This window comes from Kitasatospora mediocidica KCTC 9733 (assembly GCF_000744225.1).
Lineage (GTDB): Bacteria > Actinomycetota > Actinomycetes > Streptomycetales > Streptomycetaceae > Kitasatospora > Kitasatospora mediocidica.
This window is the reverse complement of the sequence record NZ_JQLN01000005.1, coordinates 1681137-1703263: the sequence shown is the minus strand read 5'-3', so window position 1 is coordinate 1703263 and position 22127 is coordinate 1681137. Positions and strand designations below refer to the sequence as shown.

Here is a 22127-nt window from a genome sequence, read left to right as displayed (position 1 = left end):
CACCGTAGGCAACGCATCGGTGGAGGCCCACCACGCCTCCACCGATGCCGCGCCCGGCCGCCACCGGGCGCCTGACAGGGAGAGGGAAGCCAGGATGCGCGTCACCCTACTCACCGAGGGGACGTACCCGCACGCGCACGGCGGCGTCAGCGTCTGGGTCGACCAGATCGTCCAGGGCATGCCCGATGTCGAGTTCGACATCATCGCCGTCACCGGCAGCGGCACCGAGGGCCTGGCCTGGGAGCTCCCGGCGAACGTGCGCAACGTGACGACCGCACCGCTCTGGGGCCCGGCCGACGACCGCAAGCCGCCCCGCGGCCGTTCGCTGAAACGATTCCTCGACGCGTACGAACGCTTCCTGCACGCCATCCTCGACCCGGTCTACACCACACACTTCGGCACCGAGCTGTACGGCTTCGCGGACTACGCCCGCCAGGGCCTGCTCAGTTCCGCGCTGCGCAGCGAGCCGGCCCTCAAGACGCTCCAGCACGTCTGGACCCGCGCCTACCTGCCGACCGCCGCGTCCAACCCCACCCTGCACGACGCCCTGCACGCCACCGACCTGTTGGAGCACGCGCTGCGCCCGCTCTCCGTCGAGCCGCCCCACGACGGGGTCGCGCACGCGGTCAGCGGAGGACTGGCGGCGCTGCCCGGGTTGATAGCGTCCCAGCAGTTCGCGGTGCCCTTCCTGCTGACCGAGCACGGCATCTACCTCAGAGAGCGCTACCTCGGCTACCGCACCGGCCCCTACCGCTGGCCGGTCAAGGCCCTGTTGCTCGGCTTCTACCGGATGCTGGCCGAGGAGAGCTACTCGCGCGCCGCGCTGGTCACCCCCGGCAACCGGTACAACCGGCGCTGGGAGGAGCGCGGCGGGACCCCCTCGGACAACATCCGCACCGTCTACAACGGCGTGGACCCCGACCTCTTCCCGGCCGCCGGTGCCGAGCCCGCCACGCCCACCCTGAGCTGGGCAGGACGGGTCGACCCGATCAAGGACCTGGAGACCCTGATCCGCGCGTTCGCGCTGGTCAGGGAGGAGATGCCGGACGCCCGCCTGCGGATGTTCGGCGGCACCGCGCGCGGCGCCGAGGGCTACCGGGACGGCTGCATAGCCCTCGCCGCGGAGCTCGGGCTCGGCGACTCGGTGGTCTTCGAGGGGCGGGTGGAGGACATCCAGGACGCCTACGCGGCCGGCAACGTGGTGATGCTCAGCAGCATCAGCGAGGGCTTCCCGTTCACCCTGATCGAGGCGATGTCCTCGGGGCGGGCGACGGTCTCCACCGACGTTGGCGGTGTGCGCGAGGCGGTCGGCGAGACCGGTCTCGTGGTGCCGCCGCGCGAGCCGGCCCCGATGGCCCGGGCCGCGCTGGAGCTGCTGCGCGACCCCGAGAGACGGGCCCGGATGGGCGAGCAGGCCCGGCTGCGGGTGATCGAGCAGTTCACCCTGCGACAGAACATCGACGGCTTCCGCGGCATCTACACCGAGCTGCTGGGCGAGCGCCGTTGGCTGCCGAACACCGTGGTCGCGGTCGACCCGGTGGCCGAGCCCGTGCCGGTGCCGGTGCCCGCGATCGGCCCGGCGCAGGAGCCCGAGGTCGGCTACGGCTGGTGGGAACGGGAGGCCCGGTGAACACGTGTCACGACAGTGCCGTCCGCACGGCCGCGCGCCGCGCGGGAGCAGGCCGGTGAGCGGCCCGCTGCGCCTGGTCCCCGACGAGGGAACCCCCGGCTGGGCCGAGGAGACCATGCAGCTGAAGACCCTGCCGCGCCAGCGCAGGCGGCCGCGGCTGGCGAGCGCGCCGGACGCTGCCCCCGAGCTCTCGCCGGACCCCATCGACGAGCTGGCCGAACGGCTGGCCGACATCTGCGCCGACGCGGTGCACCCCTACGAGATCGCCGCCTTCCTGGAGTCGGACGGGCTGACGGACGAGCAGGCCGCGCTCAACTACGGACGCCCGGACGCCTTCACCCTCGCCGAGGAGCTGTACGCCAAGGTCGACCGCCGCTACCCGGGTCCGCCCGCCGCGGCCGCCGACCCGTGGCGGGCCGACCCGTGGCGCTGCGTGCTGCGAGGCCTGGTCTTCGCCCTGCCGGGTCTGGGCTACCTGCTGGGCGCCGACCTGTTCGCCGCCCACCGGATGCGCTTCGGCATGCCCTCCGGGATGGCGGCGATGGCCGGGGCCACCCTGCTGAGCTGGGCCTGGAACCAGGCGCTGGCGCACCGCGCGTACAGCTGGCTGAGCCGGCTCGACCGGCGCTCGGCCGGACGGGCGCTGGCGCTGGGCGCGCCGAGCGGCGCGCTGCTGGCGGCCACCGCCGGCTACGTGCTGGGCGGTCCGCGGTCGGCGCTCTGGTTCACCGGCGGTCAGTCGGCGTACCTTGGGGCTGCGACCGTGCTCCTGGTGCTCGGCCAGGAACGTTTGCTGCTGGCCGCGTTGGCGCCCTCGGTGGTCGGCGCGGGGCTGGTCCTGGCCCTGCCGCTGCCGACCGTGGTGCGCGCTGCGATCCTGCTCGCCACCCTGGCGGGCGCGGTCGCACTGGCCGGCTGGCAGGTCGTGCGCTGCCTGCGGAGCGCGCCGGCCACCGGCGGCAGCGAACCGCCCCGGCACGAGATCGCGGCGGCCGGCCTGTTCGGGCTGGCCGTGGGGACCCTGACGCTGGTGGCGGGGCTCGGGGCGACGGTGCACCACGCCGTCCGTCCGGCCGACCCGCCGGTGCCGGGGGGCGGCACCGGGGCCGCCATGGTCGCGCTCACGCTCAGCCTCGGCCTGGCCGAGTGGCTCCTGTACCGGTACCGCAGCCTGGCCACCACCGCGCTGCGCACCAGCCACAGCCCCGGCGGCTTCCGCCGCCGAACGGCCGGGCTGCTGGCCGGCTGCCTGGTCGGCTACCTCACCGCGGTCGGCACGCTGGACCTGGCGGCCACCCGGCTGTGGCCGCACACCCCCCTGCTGGACCCGCCCCGGCTGGGCGCCCTGCTGCTGCTCGCCGCCACACTCTGGACGGCGCTGCTACTCCAGGCGCTCGGCCTGAGCTGGCGTACCGCCGGGCTCTGTATCGGCGCGGCCGGCTTCGAGTCCGCCGCCCTGTTCACCGGGGCCGACCCGTTGCGGGTACAGCTCTACGGCTGCGGAGCAGCCGCCGTCCTGCTGTTCCTGCTCGCCACGGTCGTCCTCGGCCGCACCACCACGCACCGCTGACAGTCCCGCCACCACACCACAGATAGGGCATTCCACGTCATGAGTACTGTCGCAGTCACCGGGGCCGAGGGATTCATCGGTTCCCACCTGGTCGAGAAGCTCGTCTCGCACGGTCACCACGTCCGGGCAATGGTCCAGTACAACTCGTTCTCCTCCTTCGGCTGGCTGGAGACGCTGGACCGCGACACGCTCGGCTCGGTGGAGATCGTTCTCGGCGACGTGCGCGACCCCGGCTCGGTGAACGGGCTGGTCAAGGGCAGCGAGGCGGTCTACCACCTGGCAGCCCTGATCGCCATCCCGTACTCGTACCAGGCGCCGCACTCGTACATCGAGACCAACGTCACCGGCACGCTCAACGTGCTGGAGGCCGTCCGGCACCTCGACATCCCGCGGATGGTGCACACCTCGACCAGCGAGACCTACGGAACGGCGCAGACCGTGCCGATCACCGAGGACCACCCGATCAACACCCAGTCCCCGTACGCGGCTTCGAAGGCCGGCGGCGACCGGCTGGCGGACTCCTACCACGCGAGCTTCACCACCCCGGTGGTCACCCTGCGTCCGTTCAACACCTTCGGGCCGCGCCAGTCGATGCGCGCCGTGATCCCCACCGTGATCGCCCAACTCGCGGCCGGTGAGCGGGAGATCACCCTGGGCGACCTGCGCCCGACCCGCGACTTCACGTTCGTCAAGGACACCGCGAACGCCTTCTTCACGGTGGGCACCGCGCCCGCCGAGACGGTGGTCGGCCGGACCTTCAACGCCGGTACGGGCGGCGAGATCTCGATCGGCGACCTGGTCACCCTGGTCGGCAAGCTGATGGGCGTGGACGTCACCGTCAAGGAGGACGAGCAGCGCATCCGCCCCACGAACTCCGAGGTGATGCGTCTGGTCGCGGACGCCACCCGGCTTCGCACCGCGACCGGTTGGGCGCCCGCGCACTCGCTGGAGGAGGGGCTGGAGCAGACCATCGCCTTCTTCCGCGACCCGAGCAACCTGGCCCGCTACAAGACCGACATCTACAACGTCTGAGCCGGTCCGGGCCCATCCGGGCCACCCGATTCCGAGAGCACAGTGCCCACGGCCGGTACCTGCCCCTCCGGCCGCACCCGCACCACGTCCGCTCATCTCCTTCGTTCATGACCTGTGGGGGAACCACATGCACGCAGTGATTCTGGCCGGTGGCAAGGGCGTTCGGCTTCGGCCGTACACCACGGCACTGCCCAAGCCGCTGGTTCCGATCGGCGACCAGCACGCCATCCTGGAGATCGTGATGCGCCAGCTGGCGAGCGCGGGCTTCAAGACGGTGACACTCGCCATCGGCCACCTCGGCCACATCATCCGCGCCTACGTCGGCAACGGTTCGCAGTGGGGGCTGCGGGTCGGCTACGCCGTCGAGGACACACCGCTGGGCACCATGGGTCCGCTGCTCACGCTGCTCGACCGGCTGCCCGAGAACTTCCTCGTGATGAACGGGGACATCCTGACCGACCTGGACTTCTCCGGGATCCTCAAGCACCACGAGGCCAGCGGGGCGCCGCTCACCATCGCCACCTACGCCCGCCAGGTCAAGATCGACTTCGGCGTGCTGGACACCGCGGACGGCAGCATCACGGGCTTCCGCGAGAAGCCCAGCATGGACTACCGGGTCTCGATGGGCGTCTACGGCGTCTCGCGCTCCGCGCTGTCCGCCTACACGCCCGGGCTGCCGCTCGGCTTCGACGACCTGGTGCTCGACCTGTTGGCGGCCAAGACCCCGCCGTCGGCCTACGAGTTCGACGGGTACTGGCTGGACATCGGCCGCCCCGACGACTACGACCGGGCCAACGCCGAGTTCGCGGAACGCCGTTCGCTGCTGCTCCGGGAGGCCGCGCCGATCGGCGAGGGTCTGCACGCGGTGCACGCCGCACTGGCCGCCGCCGACCGGGCGCCCGTCACCCGCGCGGCCGTCGACCTGCCGGACGAGACCGAGCCCGAGGCCACGGCCGCCTCCGACGGGCGGGCCGCGTGAGAATCCTGCTGCTCGGCGCGGACGGCTTCCTCGGCCGTCACGTCGCCACCGCCCTGCGCGCCCTCCCCGCGGCCGAGTTGGTCACCGGCGGGCGCCGGGACAGCCACGACCTGCGGGTCGACCTGACGACAGCCCAACTGCCGGAACTGGCCGACGCCCTGGCGGCACTGGCCCCCGACGTGGTGGTCAACTGCGCCGGGGCGGTGGCCGGCAGCGCGCTGCACCAGAGCGAGGTGAACGCGCGCGGCCCGGCGCTGCTCTGCGAGGCACTCCAACTCGCCGTCCCCTCGGCCAAGTTGGTGCACCTCGGCTCGGCCGGCGAATACGGCCTGTGCGAGCAGGGCGTGCCGCTGAGCGAGAGCTCCGACACCCGTCCGGTCGGGATCTACGGCGCCACCAAGCTGGCCGGCAGCCTCGCGGTGGCCGCCTCCAAGCTCGACGCCGTGGTGCTGCGGGTCTTCAACCCGGTGGGCCCCGGCGCACCGGCGGCCTCGCTGGCGGGCGAACTGGTGAAGGCCCTGGGCGGCGAGGAGGACATCACGGTCGGCGACCTCTCCGCCTACCGCGACTTCGTCGACGTCCGGGACGTCGCCCGTGCGGTCGCCCTGACCGTCACGGCCGACGGACCGCTCCCGCGGATCCTCAACATCGCGACCGGCCGGGCCCAGCAGGTCCGGGCGATCGCCGACGGGCTGGTGGCGGCCTCCGGCTTCACCGGCCGGATCCACGAGAACGGCGCGGGTTCGGAGCGTTCGGCCGCGGTCTCCTGGCACCAGGCCGACATCTCGGCGGCCGGGCGGGCCCTGGGGTGGCAGCCCGTCATCCCGTTGGCCGACACCCTGAACGACCTCTGGCTGGCGGCCAACGCTAGATGACCGTCACAGAGTCCCGCCTGCTGGTGCCGCTGTACGTCCACCCCGCGGTGGACCCGGCGGCCTGGCAGGCGGTCGCGGCGGCGGGGCCGTCGGCCGTCCGGGGCGTCGTGCTGAACATCGCCGACGGCCCGGGCCCGGCCCCCGACCCCGCCTTCGAGCAGGCCGCGGACCGGCTGCGCGCAGCCGGCATCACGCTGCTCGGATACGTCGACACCGCCTACGGCCGCCGCCCGCACGCCGAGGTGGTGGCTGAGCTGTTGAACTACCGCCAGTGGTACGGCACCGACGGCGTCTACTTCGACCAGGCGGCCAGCCACGCGGACGCCCTCCCGCACTACCGCCGGCTCGCCACCGCCGCCCGCGCGGCGGGCTGCGCGACCGTCGTGCTGGGCCACGGCGTCCACCCCGAACCCGCCTACGCCGAACCCGAACTGGGCGACCTGCTGGTCACCTTCGAGGGCAGCTGGACCGAGTACGATGCCTTGGTGCTGCCGCTCTGGACCGGCCACCACCCGGCCACCCGGTTCTGCCACCTGGTCTACGACGTCCCCGCCGAACGAGCCCGCGCCGCAGGCGCGTTGATCGCCTCCCGACGGGCCGGCGCGGGATGCGCGGTGGCCGGGAGCGGTGCCAACCCGTGGGGCGTCCCACCGTACGGGCTCCCCGCCCCCGCCGACGCTCCCCCACCAGCCGCCGCCACGGCACTCCCCCACCTGCGACCCTGATCCCGATTCCCTGGAGTGCTCACCGTGACGCGCCGTACCTCCGTACTGCTGGCCGCCCTGACCCTCTCCACCGCACTGTTCGTCACCTCCTGCAGCAGTGACGGCGGCGGCGACGACGGGGACGGCGACGCGAGCGGCTCGCCGACCGTCGCGACCTCACCCACGGCGCCCGGCTCCTCCCCGGCGGCCCCGCCGGCCTCGTCCGCGGCCCCCTCCTCGCCCGATCCGTCCACCGGAGCGCCGGCCACCAGCGCCACCCCGGGCGTACCGTCCTCTCCCGGCGCGCCCAACCCGTCCGGCTCGTCCGGCTCGACGGCTCCGCAGGCGATCTGGCATCCCTCGCCGGGCACCGCCTGGCAGTGGCAACTCAGCGGCACGGTCGACCAGTCGGTCGACGTCCCGGTGTACGACATCGACGGCTTCGAGAACGACGCCTCGGTGGTCGCCTCGCTGCACGCCAAGGGCCGCAAGGTGATCTGCTACATCAACGCCGGTTCCTGGGAGACCTTCCGCCCCGACGCCGGTGCCTTCCCGCAGGCCGTCCAGGGCTCCGGCGACGGGTGGAAGGGCGAGAAGTGGCTCGACATCCGTCAGCTGAGCGTGCTGCGCCCGCTGATGACGCAGCGCTTCCAGATGTGCAAGGCCAAGGGCTTCGACGCGGTCGAGCCCGACCTCCTGGAGGCCTACGCGAACAAGTCGGGCTTTCCGCTCACGGCGGCCGACCAGCTGGCGTACAACAAGATGATCGCCGACATCGCCCACCAACTCGGGCTCGGCGTCGCCCTGAAGAACGACGTGGCCCAGGTCTCGGACCTGGTCGACTACTTCGACTTCTCAGTCGACGAGCAGTGCGCCGAGTTCCAGGAGTGCGACGGGCTCACGCCGTTCATCAAGCAGGGCAAAGCGGTCCTGCACGTCGAGTACAACGTGCCGAACTCGCAGTACTGCGCGCAGTCCAAGCAACTCCAACTCAGTTCGATGGAGAAGCACCTGGAGCTGGACGCGTGGCGCGCGCCGTGCTGACGGCCCGCGCCTGACGGGTGCCGCCCTAGATCGCGAGCCAGACCACCGCACCGACGACCAGCACGGCCACGATCGCCACCACGGCGATCAGGCCACTGCGGTTGCCGCTGCGGTGAACGGAGACGTTGCCCGGGGCCTGCGGCGCCGGCGTCTCCACGAAGGCGCGGAACATCTGGGTGCTGCCGGCGGGGTCTTCATAGTTCTCAGCCATGGCATGGGACTCTAACGAACTTCGGCCCGCCCGTGCTATTGCGACCGGCGCATGAAGATCTTCCGATCAGCCGCCCAGCACGGAATGGCCCACGGTTCCCGCTCGTTGGTCCCCTTCATGACCGATAACCGACGTGACCCCCGCCGCAGTGTGACGCTCGGCACCTCTGACCTCACCGTCTTCCCGCTCTCCTTCGGCGGCAACGTCTTCGGCTGGACGGCCGACGAGGCCCAGTCGTTCGCCGTGCTGGACGCCTACGCCGCGGCCGGCGGCGACTTCGTCGACACCGCCGACGTCTACTCGGCGTGGGTGCCGGGCAACAAGGGCGGCGAGTCGGAGACCATCCTCGGCAACTGGCTGCGCTCGCGCGGCAACCGGGACTCGATCGTGGTGGCCACCAAGGTCGGCGCCCACCCCGACGCCAAAGGCCTGAAGGCCGACAACATCCGGGCCACCGTCGACGGGTCACTGGGCCGGCTGGGCATCGAGCGGATCGACCTGCTCTACACCCACTTCGACGACCTCGAGACGCCGGTCTCCGAGATCATCGGCACCCTGGACGCCCTGGTGAAGGAGGGCAAGGTCCGCGAGATCGCCGCCTCCAACATCAGCGCCGAGCGGCTGACCGCCTCGCTGGAGTTCTCCGACGCCGAGGGCCTGGCCAAGTATGTGGCCATCCAGCCGCGCTACAACCTGGTCTCGCGCGACAGCTACGAGGGCGAGTTGGCTGCGGTCGCCGCCGAACACCGGCTCTCCGCGCTGCCCTACTCCGCGCTGGCCTCGGGCTTTCTGACGGGCAAGTACCGCCCGGGCGGCCCGGCCGTGCAGAGCGCGCGGGCCCAGGGCGCGGGCCGCTACCTGGAGGAGCCGCGCGGTCCGCGCGTGCTCGACGCGCTGGACACCGTCGCGGCGGCGCACGGCGTCGAACTCGCCGCCGTGGCCCTGGCCTGGCTGGCCGCCCAGCCGACGGTCGCCGCGCCGATAGCCAGCGCCCGCACCGTCGAGCAGCTGCCCGCGCTGCTGGCCGGCGCCGCGCTGGAGCTGACGGCGCAGGACCTCGCCCTGCTCGACGACGCCTCGGCCTGAGCCGCGGCGTCGGCACAGCGCGGGGCCCCGTCCACAGGCTGTGGACGGGGCCCCGCGCTCAGGACGTGCGCCGGCTCAGCTGGGACGGCCCAGGTGGGTCGGGTAGTAGGAACGGCTGAGCGTGGAGATCCGCACGCTCCGGCCGGGACGCGGGGCCTCCACGTAGGTGCCGCCGCCCAGGTAGATCGCGACGTGGTGGATGCCCGAGGCCCGGCTGCTGTCGGACCAGAAGATCAGGTCGCCGCGCCGCAGATCGGCCGAGCTGATCGGAGTGGTCGCCGCGTACTGGTCGTCGGCGACCCGGGGGAGGTCTATCCCCGCCCGCTGGTAGGCCTGCTGCACCAGCCCGGAGCAGTCGTACCCGTCCGGGCCGTCGCCGCCCCAGACGTACGGCTTGCCGAGCTGGGCCAGCGCGTAGTCGACGGCGGCCTCGACGCCGCTGCCCGCCTGCTGCGACGGCTGCGCCTGCTGGTCCTGGGAGGACTGGTCGCCTCCCGCCGTCCGGCTGACGTAGACGTCGTAGTGGCTGGTGTAGCGCCACTCACCGCTCCCGTTGACGAACCAGTACCTGGCTCCGTCCCACCCCTGGCGCCGACCGCCGCCGGACGTGGGGCGGGTCTCGGTGGACCCCGAGGTCCCGGAGGTCCGGCTCAGGTAGACGTCGTAGTGACTGGTGTACCGCCACTCACCACTCGCGTTCCGGAACCAGTAGCGCGAGCCGTCCCAGCCCTGCCGGATACCCTCGTCGCCGGCGGTGCTCTCGGACGCCTGGCCGGCCGGAGAGCTGGCCGACCCGGACGACCCGGACGACCCAGAGGTCGCGGAGGCCCCGGAGGTCCGGCTCAGATAGACGTCGTAGTGACTGGTGTACCGCCACTCACCACTCGCGTTCCGGAACCAGTAGCGCGACCCGTCCCAGCCGGCCCGGCTCGGCGCCGACTCGGCGTTGGCCGTCCCGGCGCCGGAGCCGAGCCCGACCACGCCGGCGCCGGCCAGCACGGTGGTGGCGAGGCAGGTGCCGCGCACGGTCCGGGCGAACCGGGTCGGGCGGGCCGTCCCGCCCGCCGGGGCGAGGCGCCGGGCGCTGCCGCTGCTGCGTGAGACGCAGTGCAGGCAGCCGCAGCCCCTAGGCTCCGCCAGATCGCCACGGCGTTCCTCGAAGCCGATCAGGGCGGGGTCGGTGGATATCCTCATGCTCGATTTCCTTCCTTGCGAGCCGCGTTCTTGGTGGTCGGCCGGGCGGCGGGTGCCGGGACCGTGCCGGGCATCGCACTGGGCACCCCGGCCGGGGCGACGAACGCGACGAGCAACTGCTCCATCAGGGCGCTGCGCGCCGCGTCGTCCAACTCGTGCGTGGTGGCCCGCTCCAACCGCCGGACGGCCAGCGCGGCAGCCTCCACCGCGTCGTCGACCAGCACCGTGCGCAGGCCCGCGTCCAGATCGGCGAGGCGACGGCGGCGCATCGACTCGGCCACCTCCGGCGCGTAGTCGAGAGCCTGCGGCTGCACCGAGTAGACCTCCAGCCCGGCCGGCGCCGCCTCGGCGGCGAGCGAGCGGGTGAGCTCGTCGGCGAACCACTGCCCGTCGCGCAGCGCCGGACCCGGACCCGCGTTGCTGTCACAGGGCAGCGTGCTGGCGGTGCGGGTGAGGACGGCGTGGATCTGCTCGCGCAGGTAGTCCTCGTGGTCGGCGACGGCGAACAGCGCCCGCGCGGTGTCCTTGATCCGCCAGACCACCAGCAGCCGGACGACGATCGGCGTCCCGGTTCGGTCGGTGACCTGGACGGGCTCGCTTCGCCAGTGCCGCAGCCGGACGTCGACCTGGCGGCGCCGCAGCAACGGGTTGACCCAGAGCAGTCCGGAGCGGCGGACCGTGCCGCGGTAGCGTCCCCACCGGCTGAGCACCCGGGTCTCGCCGCCCGCGTTGGTGAGCAGTCCGGCGAGGGCGATCAGACAGGCCAGCGAGGTGGCCGTCACGGCCGCGAGCGCGCGGGTGGTGACGACCGGTCCGCCGGCCGCCAGCGAGTCGGGCGAGCGCAGGTCGGGCAGCGCGTCGCTGAGGTGCGGGATGAGGCCGACCCGGGCCAGCACGAGGACGATGGAGCCCATCCCGAGCAGCAGCGCGAACAGCGCGATCCACCCCGGCAGGGCGACCGCGCCGTGCTCGCGAAGATCCGGGTCGGCGCGCGGCGGACGGCGGGCGGCGATCTCGGCGCGGGCGTCCACAGCCTGTGGATACTGCGCGGTGTCGCCACGACGTGCCGCCGCCTCCGCGGTTCGCCCACTCGGACGTTCACCCGATCGGCGGGGCAGCCGCTCGTGCACCGGCACCGGACCGGGGGCCGGCGTGGCGACCGGAGCGGCGGCGACCGGAGCCGGGGCGGGGACGGGCGGTAGCGCCTTGGGGATCGAGGTCGCCCCGACCGGGGTGCGGTGTGGCATATCGGTTGGGGCTTCCATGCTCGGATCCTCCGGGTCGGTGTGTCGCGCAACTGTCGGCCCGGATCTGACGGGCTGTGCCAGAGCCAGGCTAAGTACATAAATCCGTATATGCGACATTTGGCATGTGGCGTGTCGCGATTAATCTGACGATCCGTCGAGACGGAAGAACCGCTGGTCACTGTGGGTGCATCGACTCGGTCGACGCACCGTCACCTCCGCCGACTCCCGGGACCCCGGGCGAACACCCTGCGGGTGAGCAGCGACAGACCCGCCAGGATCAGCAGCACCCCACACCCCGCCGCCCGCCAACCGCCGAGCGAGGTGTGACGCACCGTGGAGATCGCGTCCGGCGGCAGCGGCAACGGCAGCTCCCGCGCGGCCATGGCCGAAGCGGAGTCGCCGGACGGCGACGGGAGCTGCGAGGACGCGGCGGAAGAGGGGGACGGGGACGGGGAGGGGGTTGAGGAGGGGGAAGTCGGCGGGGCCGACTGTGCGGGAGCGGAGGAGGGGGTGGGGACCGGGATGGGCACCGCGACGGAGATCGGCGTCTTCGTCGGCGAAGCGCTGCCCGCTGGAGTCGGGGTCGGGGTCGGAGTCGGGGTCGGGCTGGAGCTCGTAGTCGCGGACGACGGCGATGCGCTGCCCGAAGCCGAGACGGACGGACTGGCCGATGCGCCGGCCGATACCGCCACCGGAGCCGACGCCGTAGCCGTAGCCGACGGACTGGCCGAGGCCGACGCGGACGCCGACGCGGACACCGAGGCTGAGGCCGCCCCGGACGCCGAGGCCGAAACCGAGGCCGACGCGGACGCCGACGCGGACGCGGACGCCGACGCACTCGCCGACGCACTCGCCGACGCCGTCGCCGTCGCCGTGGCGACCACCACCCGGACCACGTCCCCCCGGGTGGCGTTGCCCGCACGGTCGGTGGCCGTGGCGGTCAGGAACTGCTCGCCCTGCGCCAGGTCGCGGGCCGCGGCGCACGTCCAGCCGCCGTCGACCGCCGCCACCGCGCTGCACAGCGCGCCGTCCGTCCCGGAGACCACCGTCACCGTCGACCCCGGCTCGGCCCGGCCCGCCAGTCGTGGCCGGACCACGTGCAGTTCCTCGCCCGCCTGCGGCGAGCTGAGGACGGGCTTGGCCGGCGCGGCGGTGTCGACGATCAGCGCGGTCACCGGTCCGTTCGTCCGGTTGCCGGCCGGGTCGACGGAGGTCGCCGTGAGGTGGTGCGTCCCCTCGGCCAGTTCCTCCACCGGCAGGCAGGACCACGAGCGGTCCGGTCGGACGGCCGTGCGGCACAGCTCCGCGCCGCTCTCGTCGGTGACCGAGATCGTCGTCCCGGGACCGCCGGTTCCGGTGATCAGCAGGCCGGGGTCGTTGGTGTACTGCGGGAGGGTGAAGAGTGGTGCGGGCGGCGGCGTGGTGTTGACGGTCAGCTGCACCGGATCCCCGCGCAGCACCACTCCCCCGCTGGTCGTCTCGGCGGGCAGCACGGTGTGCCGGCCCTGCGCGAGCGGCGTGTCGGGCCGGCAGGACCAGGTCCCGTCGCCGCCCACCGAGGCCCGGCAGAGCGCCGACCCGCCCTCCTGGACCTCCACGGTCGCGCCGGCCACGCCGCTGTCGCCGCGGAACTCCGGCCGGGTGTCGCCGACCGCCGCGCCGCCCACCGGGCTGGTGAGCTCGGGCTTGGCTGCGACCACCGCGAGCTGCACGGCCTGGTCCTCGACCTGCCCCGAGTCCGCGAAGCCGTCCGCGTCGACCAGTTGGGACGGGTCGCGGCCGATCCGCAGCCGGCCCCAGGTGTCACCGGCGGAGACGTTCGCGGGAACCGTCCACTCCAGGGTCGCGCTGCTGGCGCCCGGCGGGACGTCGACCTGGGCGCGTTCGGTGGCGTCGAAGCGGCCGTTGCGGTCGAAGTCGATCCAGCCCGCCAGCGTCGCCGGGTTCTGCCCGGGGCTGACCGGCACGGTCAGGTCGTAGTAGCCGCCGATCGCGGCGTCGCGCGGGAACGCCACGGTGGGGTCGTTGGCCACGTGCTCGACCCGGCCGGGCAGGAGCTCGGGTGGCACGGGCGCGGGCACCGCACCACGGACGTGCTCCGGCGTCAGACCGGTCGCATCGGACCCGAGGAAGAGGTCCGAGACCACATGCGAGGCTCCGCCGTACCCCGACGGCGCGCTGCCGAGCGACTCGTCCAGGGTGATGGTGTACGCCTGGCGCAGCGCGGCGGGCGGCGTGCTGCTGCCGGCCGGGGCGGTGGTGCGCTGCTCGACCCTGAGGGTGGCGGTGTCGAAGGTGCCGTCCAGTTCGACCGTGCCGGCCGGATCGGCGGTGGCGTCGCCGGTGCCGTCGGCGGAGGCGGGCGCGAGCATCCCGTCGCCGACCGTCCAGCCGGACCAGGGGGAGCGGCTGGTCAGCGCGGGCCCGGCCGGGGTACCGCCGATGACGGTCAGCCGGGTGGCGCTCTCGGTACTGCCGTCCGCTCCGGTGGCGACCGCGGTCAGGCCGCTGACGTGCAGCCGGGGATTGCGGACCGGGCGGGAGAAGGTGAGCCGCAGGGTCCCCAGGGTGCGCCACGCGCCGTCGGCCTGTGGGCGGTCCTGGCTGAGCTGGAAGGTCTGGGCCGGCGCACCGGCGTGGACCCCGTCGGTGTAGGCCGGGACCCGCTGGGATCCCCGGTCGGCGGCGCCGTCCAGGGTGCCGGGGCGGGCCTGGGCGGTGACGCCGGGAGCCGCCTCGAAGTCGAGGTCGACGGTGAGCCCGGAACGCAGCACCGCCTGGTGGTCGGGCGACCAGCTGTCGGGCGACTGCTGCGCCTGGGAGACGGAGGGGAGCCAGCCGAGCGTCAGTCCGGCGGCCAGCGCCACGGCGACGACGACCGGACGGCGGTTGCGCCGGGGCGTTCTCGGGCTCATGGAGACCCTCCTGTGCACACGATGTGACAAGAAGGAATCACGATCTAACGGGAAGTCATCGCCCGACTTCCCCGCCACGCCGCCCCAACCACCCGTCCGGACGCCCTGACGGGCGCGGCGGGCGAATCAATCGGCCGACTGGCACGGAAACGCCGAAGGCCCCCTCGGTGGAGGGGGCCTTCGGTTCGGTGCGCTCAGCAGGATTCGAACCTGCAACCTCTTGATCCGTAGTCAAGTGCTCTATCCGTTGAGCTATGAGCGCCTCAGGGAGACCGGAGTCGCCCTGCGGTACTGCTCGGCCAGCCTACCCGATCCCGGGAGGACAACCTCGCGCTTCGCAAGCGACGAGGCCCCGGCCGGAGCCTGGGGCCTCGTCATCGCGGTGCGCTCAGCAGGATTCGAACCTGCAACCTCTTGATCCGTAGTCAAGTGCTCTATCCGTTGAGCTATGAGCGCTCGCCCCGGCGATTCGATCCTCCGGGGCGGTGCGGGGACAACATTACATGACCGTCGACCTGGGGTGAAATCGGATATCTCCGCTCCCCCGGCAGGCCGCTGCCAGGCCCCTCCAGAACCCCGCCGGGCCTGGCAGCGGCCTAGCGGGAACGAGAAGAGCCCCCTCGACCGAGGTCAAGGGGGCTCTCTTCGGAGCGGAGGCTCGGGGATTTGAACCCCGGATGGGCTTTAAGACCCAAACCGCATTAGCAGTGCGGCGCCATAGACCGGACTAGGCGAAGCCTCCATTCACCCGGACCGCGCCACCAGGTGGCGCACTCCGTGTGCATGTGATGATGCCACAGCCTGGGGGCTCGGCACCAACCGTTGACAACGTTACTAGGCAGGTCGTCCTCTCGGCAAAAACAATGGGATACTCCAAGCCCCGGAGCAGCCCGGTCCGCAGTGGCGAGCCGCAAGTCGTAAGTGGTGAGGAGACCAGTCGACGTGAGCAGCAGGCCGACCCGAGGCGCTGCTCGCCTCGCCGCGATACTCGACGCCCTCCCCGACGCCCTGTTGCTGGTGAACAGCAACGGCACGGTGGTCGACGCCAACAACGCCGCCGTCCGCAGCATGCAGACCCCCGGGACCTCGCTGGTCGGGATGGGCGTGCTGGACCTGCTGCCCGAGTTCGACCCCAGCCGGATCCCCGGCTCGATGCGTCCCGCCCCGCGCGACCAGGACGAGGCCGACCTCCCGGTCCGGATGACCGCGCGCCGCACGGACGGCAGCACCTTCCCCGTCGAGGTCTCCGGCAACGACTTCGCGGACGAGAACTCCAGTGAGGGCCGCGGCTACGCGCTCTCGCCGCTCGTCCCCTACGACCTCTACCGCGCCACCGGCTCCCGCTCGGGCACCGACGACCTGCTGCTCCTCCTGGTCCGCGACCTCTCCAGCCGGCTCGGCGTGGAGGCGGAGCTGCGGCGCCAGCACAAGCAGACCGAGATGATCCTGCGGGCCGCGGCCGAGGGCGTCCTCGGCGTCGACCTCGAAGGCCGCGTGGTGCTGGTCAACCCGGCGGCCGCGCACATCCTGGACTTCCGGGCCAGCGAGCTCGGCGGGCGCGAGCTGCACCCGCTGATCCAGCACTCCCGGGCGGACGGCACCCCGCTGGCCGCCGAGGAGTCGGCCCTGCTGGACACCCTCACCTCGGGCCGCAAGCACCGGGTGCGCGGCGCGACGCTCTGGCGCAAGGACGGCCGGGCGGTCACCGTCGACCTGACGACGGCGCCGGTCCGGGACGGCGACCAGTTGGTCGGCGCCGTGATGACGTTCACCGACCGGACCAGGGAACTGGCCCTCACCGCCCGCAACGAACACCTCACGGCGGTCCTGGAGACCGAGGTCAGCGGCGCCCTCGCCGCGCTGCGGCGGCGGATCGACACACTGGCCGCCGACCCCGCCGGCCAGCTCTGGCCGGAGGCCAACTGGACGCTGCGCGCGCTGGCGGACGAGTGCCGACGGTTCGGCGTGCTGATCGACGGCGTGCTGAGCCACCAGCGGTTCGAGCGCGGCGCGGACGGCGCCACTGCCGCTGCCGCTGCCGCCGCCACCGCTCCGGTCAGCGCGGACGCCTCCGAGGGCCGTGACGTGCGCGAGCCGCGCGAGAGCGCGGACGGGCTGACCCGCGAGGTCGCCACCCTGGACGAGCTGGTCGACCGCGCCGTCGAACTCGCCGGGCAGCTGGTCGGTACCGGCCGACTGCGCTTCTCGGTGCACGCCGCGCCCGTCGAGGTGACCGCCGACCACGAACGGCTGGCCCAGGCGCTGGCCCACCTGGTGGCCGACGTCAGCGGCCTCACGCTCGCCAGTACGGCCTACGGCCACTCCGGCCCCGACGGCGCGGCGGGCCTGCCGACCGTGGTGCTGGCCGCCGCCCAGCGCGGTGAGGTGGCCCGGATCGAGGTCCGCGGGCCGGGCCGGGGCGGCAGTCGGGTGCACCTGCCGATCGCCCTCGGCCTGGTCGAACGGCACGGCGGGGTGCTCCAGCCGCACGAGCTGCCGAACCACGCCGGCACGACGTATGTGGTGGAGCTCCCGCTCGACCCGGCGGCCGCCCGCGCCGCCGCGGCCCGCGCCGCGTCCGGCGCCGGACGGCTCGTCCCGCGCGAGACCGACACCGCCGTCCTGCCGGACCTGCCCGGCGTGCCCGAGCTGACCGCGAGCGCGGACGGCGACGGCAGCGGTAACGGCGACGGCAAGGCCACTGCGGCCGCCCCGGAACGGCCGGCCGCCGAGCCGGTCGCGAAACCGGCGGCCGACGGCAGACCGGCACCGGAGGGCAGGCGGTCCGCCCGCGCGGCGCGTGGCGGGGAGTCCGGCCCCTCGCTCGGCCCGCTCGCGCTCGGCCCCGGCCCGTCGGCTGCGGCCGAGCCGGAGTCCGCTCCGGTGACTGCGCGGACGAGCGGCCCGGCCGCCATCCCGGCGCAGGCCTCGGCCGAGCAGCCGCGCACCCCGTTCGCCCTGGGCCCCGGCCCCAGCTCCGCCGTCGGCCCCGACGCCGCAGCGGGCGACGCCGCACCCACCCCCGCCCCGCCGACCTCCCGTCGGCGCCGGGCGCTGCCCTCGCCCGACGGCCCGCCCGAGGAGCCGGCGGCCCTCTCGCTGCCCGGCGTCCCCGAGGCCGGTATGCCGTTCTACCCCGGCCTGGAGCACTCGCTGCCGCCGATGCCCACCGAGGCGCCCGCCGGTGCCGGCGGCCCGACCGGCCCGTCCGCTCCGGCGCAGCCCACCGGGCGACGGCGGCGGCTCGGCATCCCCGGCGTCACTGGTGGACCGGCCGACGGCGCCGCCGATCCGGCGTCGGCCGACCGGCAGGAGCGTGCGGAGGCCGGCCCGGCCGCGCTGGAGGCCGGCCCGGCGCGTCCGTCCGCCGAGACGCCCTCGACGGCGTTGGCCCTCAGCGAGACGTCCGTCCCCCCCATGCCCAGCACTCCGCCCAGCACCCTGCCCGTGCCGCAGCAGGTCCCGGTCGGCAGCGGGCTGGGCGAGCTGGCCCCGCCGCGTCCGGCCGGCGGTTTCGCCAGCGCGTTCCCCGGTGCGTTCCCGGCACCGGACGCCCCGGCACCGGTCCCCGCACCCGTCGAACCGCGGCAGGCGCCGCGCGCGATCGCCGAGTTGGGCCCGGCCCCCGCGCAGGTGGCCGGCGAGGCCGAGGGCGATCGCGGCCTGCCGCGCCTGACCGGCGAGGACGACGCGGCGCCGCCCACCGGCCCGAACAACACCCCCCGGGTCCCCGAGTACCCCGACTACCCGACGATGGTGAGCCCCGCCGCCGACGGGCGTCCGCGCCGGCTGCTGGTCTGGCCGGAGCCCGACCCGTCCACCAAGCAGGCGCTCCAGGAACGCGGCTACCGGCCGGTGATAGTCCGCTCCCGCGAGGAGGTGGACGCGCAGGTCGCGGCATACCCCGCCGCGCTCTTCGTCGACCCGCTGACCGGACCGATCACCCGGACCGCCCTCCAGTCACTGCGCACCGCCGCGCTGAACAGCCGGGTCCCGGTGCTCGTCACCGCCGGCCTCGGCCAGGCCGACCGGGACGCCGCGTACGGCGCGGACCCCGCCGTCCTGCTCCGGGCGCTGGCCCCGCGCGACAGCGCCAACCACGCCGCCCGGGTGCTGCTGGTGGAGTCCGACCCGGACATCGCCGCGGCCCTGATCAGCAGCCTGGAACGGCGCGGTATGCACGTCGAGCACGCCATCTCGGAGATCGAGGGAGTCTCCAAGGCGAGCAGCGTGCAGCCCAACCTGGTGGTGATGAACCTGCTGAAGATCCGCCGCCGGCGGCTCGGGCTGCTGGACTGGCTGCGTTCCAACGACCGCCTGCACCGCACCCCGCTGGTCGTCTACACCGCCGTTGACCTCGACCCCGCCGAACTCCCGCGCCTGCGCACCGGCGAGACCGTGCTCTACCTCGCCGAACGCTCGACCACCGGCGACGTGCAGTCCCGGATCGTCGACCTGCTGGGCCGGATCGGCGCCCTCGGCGAGCCGGGCCAGGTGCTCGGGATGACCGGGAACTAGTGCCGCGTCAGGCAACCTTCGCCCCGTCGCGACGCCCGGCACGCACTCTCGCCGCACCGGACCCCGCTCCTTGACGGGCAAAAGTTGCCTGACGCGACACTAGGACAACCCTCACGCTCCGCGATCAGTTGGCGACTTTCCGCCACAACGGCGGCGGGTGGGACGTACCCTGACGGAAGGTCAGGCCGTGGGCCGACCCCGAGCCGCTGGGGGCTGTCATCAACCGTCACGAGGTATCGACGATCCAGGCCACCTGCACGCCCGGGGTGTTCGCGGCGGAACTCGCCAACGCCCGCGAAGAGGCCGGGATGAGCCAACCGCAGCTGGGGAGGCTGGTGAGCTTCACCAGTTCACAGATCTGCCGGGTCGAGGGCGGCAGCCGCAAGCCGTCGTTGGAGTTCGCCCAGGCCTGCGATCGGGCGCTCGGCACGGGGAGGCTGCTGGAGCGGATGTGGCGGCGGACGGACTGGCACGGGATCCTGCAACACCCCGACTGGTTCCGCGAGTACGCGGGCCTGGAGGCCGAGGCCGTCCGTATCCGGATGTTCCAGCTCCAGGTGGTGCCGGGCCTGCTGCAGACCGCCGACTACGCCCGCACCCTGTTCCGCGCAGGCCAGCCCCAGGCGACGAGCGAGGAGATCGAGAGCCACATCCGCGCCCGCCTCGCCCGGCAGCAGATCCTCGGCGGGGAGAATCCGGTGCACTTCTGCGCCGTGCTGGACGAGGGCGTCCTCGTCCGGACGTACGGCGGGCACACGGTGATGCGGGGTCAGCTCGCGCACCTGCTCAACGCGGCCCAGCTGCCCAACGTGACGATCCGGGTCGCGCCGTTCACCGTGGACGCGCGGGCCGCCTTCGACCAGAGCTTCACCCTGCTGACCCGCGCCGAGGAGGCCGACGCGATCTACATCGAAGGGGTCCGGCACGGTCAACTGGTGGACGATCCGGCGGAGTACGCCCACTGGTCGCGGCTCTATGATCTGCTGCTGAGCGAGGCACTGCCCGAGGCGGCCTCGCTGGAGAGGATCCGCACAGCAATGGAAGGACTCCACCCCATGACCGTCCCCACGTTCGACCCGGCCACCGCTCCCTGGCGCAAGAGCACCTACAGCAACGGTCAGCAGGCGGGCAACTGCATCGAGATCGCCGACAGCCTCGCGGGCATCGTCCCCGTCCGCGACTCCAAGGACCCGTCGGGCCCCGCTCTGGCCTTCTCCGCGGAGGCGTTCGCCTCCTTCGTCGCCGGGATCAAGCGCGGAGACTTCGGGGACGTCTGAGCGAGGCGCGTTGCCCCGGCACGGGCGTCACCGGGCCGGGACAACTGCCTTCTGCTGCCTACTCCTTGCCGAGGACCGTGACGTCGAGCAGGCCGTCGGCGTACTCGGCGCGGATCACCTTCTTGTCGAACTTGCCGACCGAGGTCTTCGGCACCGCCGCGACCAGCGACCAGCGCTCGGGGAGCTGCCAGGAGGCGACCCGGCCGGCCAGGAAGGTGCGCAGGCCGGGCAGGTCGACGGTGGCGCCGGGGCGCAACACCACGGTGGCCAGCGGGCGTTCGCCCCACTTCTCGTCGGGGACGGCCACCACGGCCGCCTCCAGTACGTCCTGATGGGCCATCAGATGGTTCTCCAGCTCGACCGAGGAGATCCACTCACCACCGGACTTGATGACGTCCTTGGCCCGGTCGGTCAGGGTGAGGAAGCCGTCCGGGGTGATCGTGCCGACGTCGCCGGTGCGCAGCCAGCCGTCCTCGGAGAACTTGTCCTCGGGCCGCTCAGGCTCCTTGCCGGCGCCGCCGTAGTAGGCGCTCGCGATCCAGGGGCCGCGGACCTCCAACTCGCCTGCCGACAACCCGTCGTGGGGCATCCGCGCGCCGTCGGGGCCGATCAGCCGGGCCTCCACGGAGGCCGGGAAGACGCCCTGGGTGAGCCGGTAGGCCCACTCCTCGTCCGCGTCGAGCCCGCCCGGGGGAAGGGCGAAGGTGCCCAGCGGCGAGGTCTCCGTCATGCCCCAGGCGTGCACCACCCGGATGCCGTGGCGCTCCTCGAAGCCGCGCATCAGGGCCGGCGGGCAGGCCGAGCCGCCGATCACCACCATCCGCAACGAGGAGGTGTCGTACGGGGTTTCGCGTCCGGTCGGGTGGTCGAGCTCGTCCAGCAGGCCGTTCCAGATGGTCGGGACGGCGCCGCTGACAGTGGGCTTGACCAGGTCGATCATCGTGGCGAGCGGCTGCGGCTGGAGGAAGCGGTCCGGCATCAGCATGCTCGCGCCCGACATGAAAGCGGCGTGCGGGATGCCCCAGGCCCCGACGTGGAACATCGGCACCACCGGCAGCGCGGTGTCCTGCGGGGTGAGCGCGAAGGTGGCGGCGGAGTTCACCTGGAGACAGTGCAGGTAGATCGAACGGTGGCTGTAGACCACGCCCTTGGGGTCGCCCGTGGTCCCGGAGGTGTAGCAGATCATCGCCGGGCTGCGCTCGTCGATCTCGTCCTCCCACGGGTACGCGGTGGGACGGCCGGCGATCAGCTGCTCGTACTCGTGCACGGTGCCGGCGAAGCCGGCCAGCAGCGCCAGGTCACCCGGGCCGCTCACCACGATGTGCTTGAGGGTCGGGGCCAGTTGGGGCAGTACCCCCGCGAGCAGCGGCAGCACGCTGCCGTTGACGATGATCGCGTGGTCGGCGGCGTGGTTGATGATGTAGGCGAGCTGGGCCGGGGCCAGCCGCAGGTTGAGCGTGTGCAGCACCGAGCCCATCGACGGGACGGCCAGGTAGGCCTCCACGTGGTCGGCGTTGTTCCACATCAGCGTTCCCACCACGTGCTCGGGCGTGACACCCAGCTCGTCGCGGAGCGCGTACGCGAGCTGGGCGGCGCGGGCGCCGACCTCGGCGTACGTCCGGACCACCGGGCCGGTTCCGTCCCAGGTGGTGACCGTGGCGCGCCCGTGCACAGTCGACCCGTGTGCCAGGATCCGGGCGACGGTGAGTGGTACGTCCTGCATGGTGCTAAACACGGGGCCTCCTTGACCGGGCGGGCTGCGCGGCTCCGGGTGGATCACTACCGGCGGGTAGCAAGAGCCGCCCTCTGATTCTGTCGCCGCCCGCGCCGGTTGTCAGCATCGGC

Annotated in this window: 14 protein-coding genes, 3 tRNA genes and 1 pseudogene; 10 read left to right on the top strand and 8 right to left on the bottom strand. The window is 73.2% G+C overall.

Translation table 11 applies throughout. From position 1 onward, the window contains the following. Positions 1-94 precede the first annotated feature (94 nt). The 7 genes and pseudogenes from pelF (at position 95) to BS80_RS21410 (ending at position 7834) form a co-directional block, all read left to right on the top strand. A complete protein-coding gene (gene pelF / locus BS80_RS21440; protein WP_083975008.1) occupies positions 95-1630 on the top strand; it encodes a GT4 family glycosyltransferase PelF in 1536 nt (511 codons plus the stop codon). 55 nt (positions 1631-1685) lie between these two features. Beyond that, positions 1686-3200 (top strand): DUF2339 domain-containing protein, encoded by a 1515-nt coding sequence (locus BS80_RS21435; RefSeq protein ID WP_035799706.1) that lies wholly within the window; start codon positions 1686-1688, stop codon positions 3198-3200. 39 nt (positions 3201-3239) lie between these two features. Beyond that, positions 3240-4232 carry an SDR family NAD(P)-dependent oxidoreductase gene (locus BS80_RS21430; RefSeq protein ID WP_035799704.1) on the top strand — a complete coding sequence of 331 codons (993 nt, stop codon included), beginning with the start codon at positions 3240-3242 and terminating at the stop codon, positions 4230-4232. 127 nt (positions 4233-4359) lie between these two features. Beyond that, positions 4360-5070, top strand: a pseudogene (locus tag BS80_RS21425) (nucleotidyltransferase family protein); the annotation flags it as partial. 137 nt (positions 5071-5207) lie between these two features. Continuing rightward, entirely contained in the window at positions 5208-6086 is an 879-nt protein-coding gene (locus BS80_RS21420) for an NAD-dependent epimerase/dehydratase family protein (protein ID WP_035799702.1), read from the top strand. Continuing rightward, complete coding sequence (locus BS80_RS21415; RefSeq protein WP_051966874.1) at positions 6083-6811, top strand: spherulation-specific family 4 protein; 729 nt, start codon at positions 6083-6085, stop codon at positions 6809-6811. Before BS80_RS21420 ends, BS80_RS21415 begins: the two co-directional genes overlap by 4 nt. A gap of 24 nt (positions 6812-6835) precedes the next feature. Continuing rightward, positions 6836-7834: an endo alpha-1,4 polygalactosaminidase gene (locus tag BS80_RS21410; RefSeq protein WP_232246552.1), complete on the top strand. Its 999-nt coding sequence runs from the start codon at positions 6836-6838 to the stop codon at positions 7832-7834. Between the two features lie 25 nt (positions 7835-7859). Here BS80_RS21410 and BS80_RS21405 read toward each other — a convergent pair whose 3' ends face one another. Next, positions 7860-8045 carry a hypothetical protein gene (locus BS80_RS21405; protein WP_035799698.1) on the bottom strand — a complete coding sequence of 62 codons (186 nt, stop codon included), beginning with the start codon at positions 8043-8045 and terminating at the stop codon, positions 7860-7862. 117 nt (positions 8046-8162) lie between these two features. On the opposite strand from BS80_RS21405, the gene BS80_RS21400 reads away from it, so the two are divergent. Beyond that, entirely contained in the window at positions 8163-9131 is a 969-nt protein-coding gene (locus tag BS80_RS21400; RefSeq protein WP_035802252.1) for an aldo/keto reductase, read from the top strand. A 75-nt stretch (positions 9132-9206) separates the two neighbouring features. Here BS80_RS21400 and BS80_RS37925 read toward each other — a convergent pair whose 3' ends face one another. The 6 genes from BS80_RS37925 to BS80_RS21370 form a co-directional block, all read right to left on the bottom strand. After that, positions 9207-10325 carry a C40 family peptidase gene (locus BS80_RS37925; RefSeq protein ID WP_051966873.1) on the bottom strand — a complete coding sequence of 373 codons (1119 nt, stop codon included), beginning with the start codon at positions 10323-10325 and terminating at the stop codon, positions 9207-9209. Next, entirely contained in the window at positions 10322-11590 is a 1269-nt protein-coding gene (locus tag BS80_RS21390; RefSeq protein ID WP_198045570.1) for an SPFH domain-containing protein, read from the bottom strand. Before BS80_RS21390 ends, BS80_RS37925 begins: the two co-directional genes overlap by 4 nt. Before the next feature lie 191 nt (positions 11591-11781). Beyond that, positions 11782-14487, bottom strand: coding sequence for an Ig-like domain-containing protein (locus BS80_RS40935; protein ID WP_035799695.1), 2706 nt, complete (start codon positions 14485-14487; stop codon positions 11782-11784). 189 nt (positions 14488-14676) lie between these two features. Further along, positions 14677-14749: transfer RNA gene (locus BS80_RS21380), tRNA-Arg, on the bottom strand. Between the two features lie 121 nt (positions 14750-14870). Continuing rightward, positions 14871-14943 (bottom strand) — tRNA-Arg (locus BS80_RS21375). Positions 14944-15138: 195 nt separating this feature from the next. Next, a tRNA-Ser gene (locus tag BS80_RS21370) sits at positions 15139-15229 on the bottom strand. A gap of 200 nt (positions 15230-15429) precedes the next feature. On the opposite strand from BS80_RS21370, the gene BS80_RS21365 reads away from it, so the two are divergent. Together BS80_RS21365 and BS80_RS21360 are read left to right on the top strand one after the other, a co-directional pair. Next, positions 15430-19005 (top strand): response regulator, encoded by a 3576-nt coding sequence (locus BS80_RS21365; protein WP_035799693.1) that lies wholly within the window; start codon positions 15430-15432, stop codon positions 19003-19005. A gap of 266 nt (positions 19006-19271) precedes the next feature. After that, positions 19272-20282 carry a helix-turn-helix domain-containing protein gene (locus tag BS80_RS21360; protein WP_051966871.1) on the top strand — a complete coding sequence of 337 codons (1011 nt, stop codon included), beginning with the start codon at positions 19272-19274 and terminating at the stop codon, positions 20280-20282. A 58-nt stretch (positions 20283-20340) separates the two neighbouring features. On the opposite strand, the gene BS80_RS21355 is transcribed toward BS80_RS21360, so the two are convergent. Further along, the gene (locus BS80_RS21355; RefSeq protein ID WP_035799689.1) at positions 20341-22017 is read right to left on the bottom strand and encodes a long-chain fatty acid--CoA ligase; all 1677 of its coding nucleotides are present in this window, start codon (positions 22015-22017) and stop codon (positions 20341-20343) included. Positions 22018-22127: the final 110 nt, after the last annotated feature.

What these genes read in the sequence shown, in the direction of transcription:
- pelF (WP_083975008.1), top strand. Translation starts at nt 95, where the DNA reads ATGCGCGTCACCCTACTCACCGAGGGGACGTACCCGCACGCGCACGGC.
- BS80_RS21405 (WP_035799698.1), bottom strand. Translation starts at nt 8,045, where the DNA reads ATGGCTGAGAACTATGAAGACCCCGCCGGCAGCACCCAGATGTTCCGC.
- BS80_RS21390 (WP_198045570.1), bottom strand. Translation starts at nt 11,590, where the DNA reads ATGGAAGCCCCAACCGATATGCCACACCGCACCCCGGTCGGGGCGACC.
- BS80_RS37925 (WP_051966873.1), bottom strand. Translation starts at nt 10,325, where the DNA reads ATGAGGATATCCACCGACCCCGCCCTGATCGGCTTCGAGGAACGCCGT.
- BS80_RS21400 (WP_035802252.1), top strand. Translation starts at nt 8,163, where the DNA reads ATGACCGATAACCGACGTGACCCCCGCCGCAGTGTGACGCTCGGCACC.
- BS80_RS21430 (WP_035799704.1), top strand. Translation starts at nt 3,240, where the DNA reads ATGAGTACTGTCGCAGTCACCGGGGCCGAGGGATTCATCGGTTCCCAC.
- BS80_RS40935 (WP_035799695.1), bottom strand. Translation starts at nt 14,487, where the DNA reads ATGAGCCCGAGAACGCCCCGGCGCAACCGCCGTCCGGTCGTCGTCGCC.
- BS80_RS21415 (WP_051966874.1), top strand. Translation starts at nt 6,083, where the DNA reads ATGACCGTCACAGAGTCCCGCCTGCTGGTGCCGCTGTACGTCCACCCC.